The 8,742-nt window shown below is 75.5% G+C and carries 9 protein-coding genes and 1 pseudogene; 2 read left to right on the top strand and 8 right to left on the bottom strand.

The features are described from left to right. Positions 1-397 precede the first annotated feature (397 nt). From ACZ6NC_RS41480 to ACZ6NC_RS41505, 6 genes and pseudogenes are all read right to left on the bottom strand, one after another. Positions 398-1,180 (bottom strand): DUF6099 family protein, encoded by a 783-nt coding sequence (locus ACZ6NC_RS41480; protein ID WP_465739079.1) that lies wholly within the window; start codon positions 1,178-1,180, stop codon positions 398-400. 289 nt (positions 1,181-1,469) lie between these two features. Beyond that, a pseudogene (locus ACZ6NC_RS41485) lies at positions 1,470-1,772 on the bottom strand (nucleotide pyrophosphohydrolase); the annotation flags it as partial. A 37-nt stretch (positions 1,773-1,809) separates the two neighbouring features. Next, positions 1,810-3,261 (bottom strand): AAA family ATPase, encoded by a 1,452-nt coding sequence (locus ACZ6NC_RS41490; protein ID WP_465739080.1) that lies wholly within the window; start codon positions 3,259-3,261, stop codon positions 1,810-1,812. 107 nt (positions 3,262-3,368) lie between these two features. After that, positions 3,369-4,199: a putative RNA methyltransferase gene (locus tag ACZ6NC_RS41495; protein WP_465739081.1), complete on the bottom strand. Its 831-nt coding sequence runs from the start codon at positions 4,197-4,199 to the stop codon at positions 3,369-3,371. A gap of 51 nt (positions 4,200-4,250) precedes the next feature. Next, on the bottom strand, positions 4,251-5,165 hold the full coding sequence (locus ACZ6NC_RS41500; RefSeq protein ID WP_465739082.1) for an ATP-grasp domain-containing protein: 915 nt from the start codon (positions 5,163-5,165) through the stop codon (positions 4,251-4,253). Continuing rightward, positions 5,162-6,193, bottom strand: coding sequence for an ATP-grasp domain-containing protein (locus ACZ6NC_RS41505; RefSeq protein ID WP_465739083.1), 1,032 nt, complete (start codon positions 6,191-6,193; stop codon positions 5,162-5,164). Before ACZ6NC_RS41505 ends, ACZ6NC_RS41500 begins: the two co-directional genes overlap by 4 nt. Positions 6,194-6,454: 261 nt before the next feature. On the opposite strand from ACZ6NC_RS41505, the gene ACZ6NC_RS41510 reads away from it, so the two are divergent. Continuing rightward, entirely contained in the window at positions 6,455-7,333 is an 879-nt protein-coding gene (locus ACZ6NC_RS41510; protein ID WP_465739084.1) for a GNAT family N-acetyltransferase, read from the top strand. Positions 7,334-7,373: 40 nt separating this feature from the next. Here ACZ6NC_RS41510 and ACZ6NC_RS41515 read toward each other — a convergent pair whose 3' ends face one another. Next, complete coding sequence (locus ACZ6NC_RS41515) at positions 7,374-7,796, bottom strand: fic family toxin-antitoxin system, toxin component (RefSeq protein WP_148645130.1); 423 nt, start codon at positions 7,794-7,796, stop codon at positions 7,374-7,376. Further along, on the bottom strand, positions 7,793-8,029 hold the full coding sequence (locus ACZ6NC_RS41520; RefSeq protein ID WP_148645129.1) for a toxin-antitoxin system HicB family antitoxin: 237 nt from the start codon (positions 8,027-8,029) through the stop codon (positions 7,793-7,795). The genes ACZ6NC_RS41515 and ACZ6NC_RS41520 overlap by 4 nt, the downstream gene beginning before the upstream one ends. Positions 8,030-8,376: 347 nt before the next feature. On the opposite strand from ACZ6NC_RS41520, the gene ACZ6NC_RS41525 reads away from it, so the two are divergent. Next, positions 8,377-8,574: a hypothetical protein gene (locus ACZ6NC_RS41525; RefSeq protein WP_465739085.1), complete on the top strand. Its 198-nt coding sequence runs from the start codon at positions 8,377-8,379 to the stop codon at positions 8,572-8,574. Positions 8,575-8,742 lie beyond the last annotated feature (168 nt).

The following is an 8,742-nucleotide window of genomic DNA, read 5'->3' on the forward strand; positions in this document are numbered from 1 at the left end:
GGGGACACCCCCCCCCCCCCCCCACCCCCCCCCCCCCCCTCCCCCCCCCCCCCCCTCCCCCTCCCCCCCCCCCCCCCCCCCCCCCCCCTTTTCTCCTCCCTCTCCCCCCCACCCACCCCCCTCCCCCCCCGGCTCCTCGGCCCCCCGCCCCCCCACCGCCCCCTTGGGCCTGCCTTGTTTCGGCACCCGGCATTCCGGCACCCGGTGCTTCTCCTGCCGCCTAGCCGAGCCGGCCGGTCAGCGGCAAGCCCGGATCACCCGGGAGACTTACCGATCACGGGAGTTGGACCGCATTGGGTGGTGGTCGGTGACCCGGTATCGGGCGGTTCGTTGGTTGCAGCGGCGGGGCCCCTGCCCCGGTGGCGCGGTGCCGCGCGCCGAGCCGCCGCCAGCCGCTTCACACCGCACTACCGATCCGAAGAGGTCCACTCATGTCCGAACCCTGGTCCGAGGCATCCGCCGTGCAGCAGCATCCGGCTGCCGACGCGTCGGCCGTGCCGGCCACTCCGAAGAGCCTGTTGGAGCAGATGCAGGAACTGCTCGCCTCGGTGACCGCGGACCTCGCGGAGCTGCAGTCGTCCGGCGTCCGGGCCTCCGACCGGCTGGACGGCGGGCCGAGCCTGAGCACGAGTAACGGCCTCTCCTCCTCGGACGTCTGAGGCTTCAGCGGCGGCTGGCCGGCCGCTGCGGGCTCGGCCGGCTCCCGCCGGCTCTCCCCGGCCGCCCGCCGGACCGCCTGCCCCAGCCGGGTGACGAGGTCCTTGCAGTCGGCGCCCGCGTCGACCCCGTCGATGCACGTCCAGTACAGGCTCTCGGTGTCGGCGCCGCAGGCCAGCACCACCAGCGTCTCGCCGGCGTCCCGCAGCAGCGCCCCGAGTTCGGCCAGCATCGGGGCGAGCGGGCCGAGTTCGGTGAGCCGCCCGGCCCGCCCGCCGATGCCCAGGCCCAGCAGGGCGGATGAGTCCCCCGAGGAGTGGTCGAGGCAACCGGCCGCGTGGCCGCCGGCCTCGGCCAGCTGCTGGCCGAGGCCGGCCAGGTCGCCGTCGTCCAGCTCCGCCAGCCGGGCGCCCACCGCCTCGGTGAGCAGCGCCGCCTGCCGCGCCTCGGCCAGCACATCCGGTACGTTCCTGGCCTCCGCCAGGGCGTGCCGGGCCGTCTTGATCAGTCGCAGCGCCTCCATCGGCCGCCACCCCTTCCGCGCGTTCTCGCGGTGTCCGCGCGGTCGGTCGACCGCGCGGACACCTGGTCACGGCGAAAGCGTGCGCCGAAGGACGGATCGGCGCAGCCACCCCCTCGGAACCTGTGGAAAACCCGGGGGTGTGGATAACTTCCGTCCCTCACAAGGGTTATTCGCCCATGTCCCGCTTGACGTCGGCCGCCTCTCCGCTCCCCGGCCCGGCCGCCTCTCCGCTCCCCGACCCGGCCCCCTCCCCCTGACCACGCCCGGCCCCGGCCCCCTCGACGCGCTCCGCCCCGGGCGCCGGGAAGCGCAGCTCGTTGCGCTCGATCTTGGCGGCCAGGGCAGGAAGCGGGTCCACACCGACCGCCGTGCAGAACTGCAACAGGTAGGCGAGGACGTCGGCCACCTCGTCCCGGACCCGGTGCGCGCTGTCCGGGTCGGACATCACCGACACGGCCTGCTCGGGTGTGAGCCACTGGAAGATCTCCAGCAGTTCGCCGGCCTCCACGGTCAGCGCCGCCGCGAGGTTCTTCGGCGTGTGGAAGGGCTCCCAGCTGCGCGCCGCGGCGAAGTCCGTCAGCCGTTGCCGCAGGCTCTCCAAGGTCGGGTCCACGGGTTCCGTCGCTCGTTCAGTCACTCTCCAGGTCTACCGCATCCCCGCCCGCGGTCCCCACCCCGGGAACGACCACCCCCGACGCCCCCGCCCCCGGCGGCACCGCTCCCGCCCCCGGCGCCGTCACTCCGGCGGCGCCCGCCCCCGCGACGCCCCGCGCACCGCCCTGGGCCGGTACCCGCGCCGTCTCGGTGCGCAGCACGGTGTGCCCCGAGCCGGGGTCCCGCCGGCACTCCACCAGCGCGACCCCCGGCAGCAGCTCGCCGGCCCCGCCGAGCGCCTCCCGGGCCGCAGCCGGCTCCTGCAACGCGCCGAGCACCCGCAGCTGCTGGCGCCCGCACATCTCGCGGGCGAGCCGTAGCAGCGAGGCGGTCTGTTCGGTGCCGAGCCCGGCCCCGAGGTCCTCGGCGAGCACGGTGAGCTGCCGGTGCGCCCAGGGCACCTCGGCGGCCACGTCCAGGTCCAGTACCCCGGCGCCGGTGAGCAGCACGGCGGCGAAGGCGAGGTGGCGCAGCATGCCGTCGGAGGCCTGGTCGGCGCCGGTGCGGCCGAGGACGCCTTCGTCGAAGACGGCGAGGACTCGTTCGCCGGCCCCGGTGCCGCGACGGGCGAGGTCGAGTCCGAGCAGGGGGTAGGGGGCGGCGGACTGGACGACGCGGAGCAGCTGGCCGTAGCGGCGGGCGCATTCGCCGCTGAGCCGGGCGATGACGGAGGAGATGTTGGCGGCGGTGCTGAGCAGCCGGGCCTGCGGGTCGGGGCGGGCCCAGTCGCGCATCAGGGCGGGCACGGGGTGGACGGGGAAGACCTCGCGCAGGGCGGTGAGCAGCTGTTCGGTGGCGGTGAGCACCTTGCGTTCGCCGGGTGAGGAGCCGGCGACGCGCAGCGGGATCTGCGCGGTGATCAGGGTGGTGTTGGGGAAGGGCGCGCGGATGTCGCCCTGGCGGGTGTCGTTGTGCCAGCTGACGTTGGTCCGGTGGTGTTTGAGGTCCTGTTCGCCGGTTTCGACCAGGGTCCGGCCGTCGAGGGTGAGTTGTTCGCGGGCGATCCGGACGGGGCCGTCGGTGCGGATGACGACGTCGAGGCCGATCGGACCGTCGGCGGAGCGGACGGTGCAGCCGAGGATGAGGGCGTTGCGGCCGTGCGGTACGCAGCCGGCCAGGCCGCCGCGGACGGGGGTGGCGAGCGGGCCGCGCCGGCCGGGGAGTCCGTCGAGGGAGTCGGTGATCTCCTCGCCGAGGGCGAGGCGGGAGAGGACGGCGAGGGCGTCGAGGGCGTTGGACTTGCCGACGCCGGCCGGCCCGTGCAGCACGGTGAGGGGCGCGAGCGGCAGGGTGGCGCGCCGGTAGGACTTGAACGAGGTGAGCCGGAGTTCCTCGACGGTGGGGCGCTGCGCGGGCGGCCGCCCGGGGTCCGAGGTGCGCTGGTGGGGGTGGGCCGGCACGGCGGGCCGGGTGGCGTCGCGGTTCACCCGTTGGACGTTAGCCGCCGTCCGGGTGGCAGAAACGTGCCTGCCCGGCAGATTCATCCCAACGAGGTGGGCGGTCCCCGCGAGGGCGCCGCCCGGGAAAGGCCCGCTCAGCGGCGGTAGGCGGCGACCGTCACGGAGGCGGTGACCTCGACCGGGTCGGGCAGCCCGGCGAGGCGGGCGGCCAGCCGGTCCGGGTCGGTGTGCCAGGCGCTCGGGCCCATGCCGACGACGGTGCGGACGTCGGCGGCGGAGAGCCGCATAGTGAACTCGACCTCCTGCTGCCCGGCCGGGGTGAGGTAGGGGCCGAGCTTCTCGTCGATCCGGCGCTGCTTCTCCTCGTCGACCGAGAGCAGCCCGAGCTCGGTGACGAGTTCGCGCAGGTGGCGGGCGGTGGGCGAGACCAGGAGCAAGGTGGCGCCGGGGCGCAGGACGCGACGGATCTCGGGGCCGTTGCGCGGGGCGAAGACGTTGAGGACGAGGCCGGCGGTGGCGTCCAGCAGCGGCAGCGGGCGCCAGGCGTCGCAGACGACGGCGCCGATCCGGGGGTGGGCCTTGGCGGCGCGGCGCAGCGCGTACTTGGAGATGTCGAGGGCGGCGCCGGGCCGGCCGGGCAGGGCGTCGAGGACGTGGGCGAGGTAGTGGCCGGTGCCGGCGCCGAGGTCGGCGACGAGCCCCTCGGACGACGTGGCCGCGGCGGCGCCGGCGAGGGCGTCGGCGATCGGGCGGTAGTGGCCGGCGGCGAGGAAGTCGCTGCGGGCGGCGACCATGTCGGCGGTGTCGCCGGTGCCGGTGTGGGCGTCACCGGCGAGCAGGCTGACGTAGCCCTGTTTGGCGATGTCGAAGCTGTGCCCGCCGGGGCAGCGCAGGGTGCGCCCGTCGGGGGTGAGGGCCTGCGCGCAGTGCGGGCAGGCCAGGTAGGGCTCGATGTCCTGCAGCAACGTCCGTCTTCTCTCGCCATCCGGTCGTGCGGTCCGGCCGGAAGGGCAAGCCTAACGACCGGCGGTGCGCGGCTGCGCATCCCGCTGACCGGGGAGGCATGACCGGCACGCGGGGTCCGGCCGGTACGGGAGGGCCGGAGGGCGCGGGGTGCCGCCGCCCTGGCGGGCGGTGCGCAGGGCGAGCGCGGCGAGCGCTTCGGGGGCGCCGGCCTGGCCGCGGATGCCGGGGAAGGCGTTGATGTCGACGATGACGGGTTCGGCGGGCCCGTCGAGCAGATCGACGCCGTAGACGTCGAGGCCGAAGACGTGGCCGACCCGCAGGGCCAGTTCGGCGCGGTCGGCGGGGAGTTCGGCGGGGCCGAACCGGCTTTCGGCGGGCCGGTCGTCCGCCGCGAGTTCGGAGCGGCGGCGTTCACAGAAGACCTGCCCGTCGACGACCCAGATTTTCTGGTCCCAGCCGGTGTTGGCGAGGTAGGGCTGGGCGATCACGGGTTCGTCCGGCCACCGGTCGGCGAGGGCGCGCAGCTGGTCGGGGTCGTCGCCGCGGGCGACGAGGTCGTGGCGGCGGCTGTGTCGGCTCTTGACCACCACCGGGTAGTCGGTGTCGTGCAGTCCGTCGGCCAGGTCGACCAGGCTCTCGGCGGTGCAGGTGGCGGCGAACGGCAGGTCGGCGCGGTGGGCGAGCTCGGCCATGCCGGTGCGGTCCTGGCAGAACTCGGTCGCGGCGACCGAGTTGAGGACGGGGGCGCCGTGCTCCTCCAGGTGGCGGGCGAGCGCGAGGGCCTGCGGGGTGCGGGCCTTGAGCAGGTAGACGTCGGCGAGCGGGCCGGGGCCGAGCCGTTCGGCGGGCGGGGCGTCGCCGCTGGTGGGGTCGAGGCTCTCGACCTGGTGGTCGGCGGCGAGCAGTGCGGCGGTGGCGGCGAGCAGCGGGTGGCCGGGGTCGGGGGTGAGCAGGCAGATCCTCATATCGCGCCGCCCATACCGCCGCTGACGAAGCCGGCGCCCCCGAAGCCGCCGTCGACCAGGCCCGCGCCGCCGACGCCCACGGGGCCACCGACGCCGACCCCGGCCCCCTGCGAGGGAAGCCGCAGCGGCTCCGGCACCGACGGCACCGACACGGCCGACACCACCGACACCGCCGACGGCTCGCGCACCAGCGCGGGCGCCGGTGCCGAGACCGCCGTCCCGGTGCGGGCCAGCCGCAGCACGGCACGGGAGACCCGGGCCACCGCGTCCGGCACCTGGCGGAAGCTGGGGAAGTCGTTGATGTCCACGACCACCGGCCCGTCGGGGCCGAGCAGCACGTCCACGCCGTACAGGTCGAGCCCGAACACCTCTCCCACCTGCCCGGCGATCCGCGCCACCTCGGCGGGGAGCGGCACCTGCCGCTCGCGCACGCCCTGCCCGGGGTGCAGCGGCGAGCAGCGCTCGGTCGCGTACAGCTCGCCGTCGACGCAGTACACCTTGAGGTCGGTGCCGGAGTTGGGCACGTAGGGCTGGGCGATCAGGAGGCCCTCGCCGGCGAGCTGGGGGCCGAGTTCGACGAGGTGGTCGGGGGTGGGGACGAGCCGTACGGCGCGGCCGGAGCTGCCGTCGGCGGGCTTGACGACGAGCGGGTACTCGGAGGCGGGGATCTCGGCCAGCCGCTCCCACCGGGCCGCCGCGTAGGTGACCGGGACGGGCAGCCCGCGGGTGCGCGCGATCACCGCGGCGAGCGCCTTGTCCCGGACTCCGCGGATGGACCGGACGTCGTTGACGGTGGTGAGGCCGACGGCGGCGGCCGCCTCCAGCAGGGTGAGGCCGGGGCCGCCGGAGACGGTCTTGAGCACCCAGGCGTCGTGGCTGCCGGCCCGGACGGCCTCGGAGATCGCCATCAGCGAGTTGCCGGGGCGCAGCACGTCCACCCGGTGTCCCCACGCGGTGAGCTGGCGCACCACGTCGAGCGGCATGCCGTCGTGCCGGTAGTGCTCCTCGACCAGAAAGCAGAGCCTCATGAGCCTGTCATCCCCCTCGCCTCGCCCACGCGGACGTCCGCCGTTCCCGTCCGGCAGAGCTGTAAAGGCCCCAGAATGCCATGGCGCCCGCACGCAAGATCGCCCGGCCTGTAAGCATTGGGCAACAATCGAGCCGAAATGCCCGGGCTCCCGGCCCCCGCCCGGCGGCGACCGGGCGGCAACCCAGCGGCGGCCGTCCGGCGAACGGCCCCTGACCCAAAACAGTGGCAGGTCCGCGACGAGCCTGCCAGGATGCACGGCGTGACCTCTGACGATCTTGATCCCGCCCGCCGCGCCTTCCTCGACCTGCTCGCCGGGATCGAGCAGTACTACGACGCCGTGCCGCGCTCCGCGGCCCGCGTCGAGGACTTCGGTCCGCTGAGCCTGTTCGTCAACGAGGGCCAGGGCTGGCCTTACTACGCCCGCCCGGCGCTCGGCCACTCCGGCCCGGCCGCCACCGCCGAGGACGTCCGCCGGGTGCTGGCCCGCCAGCGCGAGCTGGGCGTGCCGGAGGCCTTCGAGTGGGTGGCCGAGCAGAACCCGCAGCTGCGCGCGGCGGTGGAGGAGGCCGGGCTGGCGGTGCACGAGCACCCGCTGCTGGTGCTCGGCCCGGAGGACGGGCCCGCCGAGGCGGCGCCGGCGCTGCCCGAGGGCGTGGAGGTCCGGGTCCTGGCCCCCGGGGACCGGGAGCTGGCGAGTGCGGTGGCCGTCCCGCACCTGGCGTTCGGCGAGCCGGGCACCGCCACGGGCTCCGCTGGCCTGGAGGAGCTGGCCGTGGCCGCCGAGAAGGTGGCGGCGGACGGCTCGCTGGCGCGGATCACCGGGCGGATCACCGCCGGCCAGACCGTGTTCGCCGCGGCCGTCCGGGACGGTTCGGCGCTCTGCGCGGGCCAGTACAACCCGGTCGGTCCGGTCTCCGAGGTGGCCGGTGTCGGCACCCTGCCGTCGGCACGCCGGCAGGGGCTCGGCCTCGCGGTCACCGCGGCGCTGGTCGCGCACGCGCGGGCCAACGGCGTGCGGACGGTGTTCCTGTCCGCCGCCGACGAGGACGTCGCCCGGATCTACCGCCGGGCCGGCTTCCGCCTGTTCGCGACGGCCCTGATCGCCGAGCCCGCGACGGACGGGGCCACCGGGGCGTGACGGGCCCGACGGCCCGCCCGGCCCGGCCGCAGCGGCGGGCTCAGTCCGAGTCCTCGTCCTCCTCACCGCTGACGCCCTCGCCCTCGGCCTCGTCCACCACCCACGCCGCCAGCCGCTCGGCGACCCCGGACACGCCGAGCCGCCCCTCGCGGATGGCCCGGGCGAGGCTGCGCACCTCGCGGGCGGTGGTCGCGACCGTGCAGCCGCTGGCCACCAGGTAGGCGTAGGCGACGGCGGTGGCGAACAGCTCGTTGGTCTTCTCCAGGGCCGGCACCCGGATCAGCTGGTGCATCAGGGCGGCGGCGCGGTCCTGCGGTTCGGGGTAGACGGCGATGTCGAAGATCTCTGCCTGGTGGCGGGAGACCGCCGCGAGCAGCGATCCGTAGTCGGTGACCTGCGGGTCACCGGGCGTGTACTGCTCGGCGGTCATGAGCAGCCACGAGAGGTCGACCTCCAGGTTCAACGGCGCACGTCCTGGAGGTCGGCCGCGTCACCGAACTCGGCCAGGAACGCCGTCTCGTACTCCTTCATGAACTGCGCGGCGGCGTCGACGAACGCGCGCCCGGCCTCGCCCATGTCCTGCTGGACCAGGCGCTCGATGTACTGGTTCATGCTGATCCCCTGCTGCTCCGCCCGTTCCCGGGCCATCTCCGCGGTGGTGGCGTCCACCCGGACGTTCAGCTGTTTCTTGCCCATGAACCTCAAGCTAGCGCCGAAGTGCTAGCACAACAAGGGCGCACGCACGCCCGCCGCACGCCCTTCCCGCCCCTGGGCCATGCCCCCGCCGCGCGGGCGTGAACCCCCGGGAGCCGGCCCCGGCCGGGCATCCCGGCGCGGTGGAGCCGACCCGGGTGCGGCACGCCCCCGCCGCCCGCCACCCCCCTCTACCCGGCGCCGCCCACCGGAACAACCCTCGTGAACCGGCGCGGGGAGCTCTGCGGAGCCACCCGGAGGAGCGAGACTTGAAGAGTTCTTCACCTTCCGAGACTCTGAACTACTCCGACCATTCCCTGGAGCGGCACCGACCGGTGTGGAGGCCGGCAATGACAGCCATGTTCGACCAGGAGCTGCACGAGCAGCTCGCCCAGGCCCGCAAGGACCTCGCCGCCGCACGGGCCGACGGGGACGCCGACGGCGTCCAGGCGTACGAGGGCCGCATCGCCGGGCTGCTCCGGCTCGCCGCCCAGCACGGCATCACCCTGCCGCACAGCGCGGACGAAGAGGAACAGAACCTGCGCTGAACGGCCCCCGAAGCGCCCGCAGGACCCGCAGCACCCGCACAGCCCCGCAAGAGCCCGCGAACGGACCAACGGCAGGGAGGGGGGGGGGGGGGGGGGGGGGGGGGGGGGGGGGGGGGGGGGGGGGGGGGGGGGGGGGGGGGGGGGGGGGGGGGGGGGGGGGGGGGGGGG

This window comes from Kitasatospora sp. NPDC041988 (assembly GCF_055588525.1).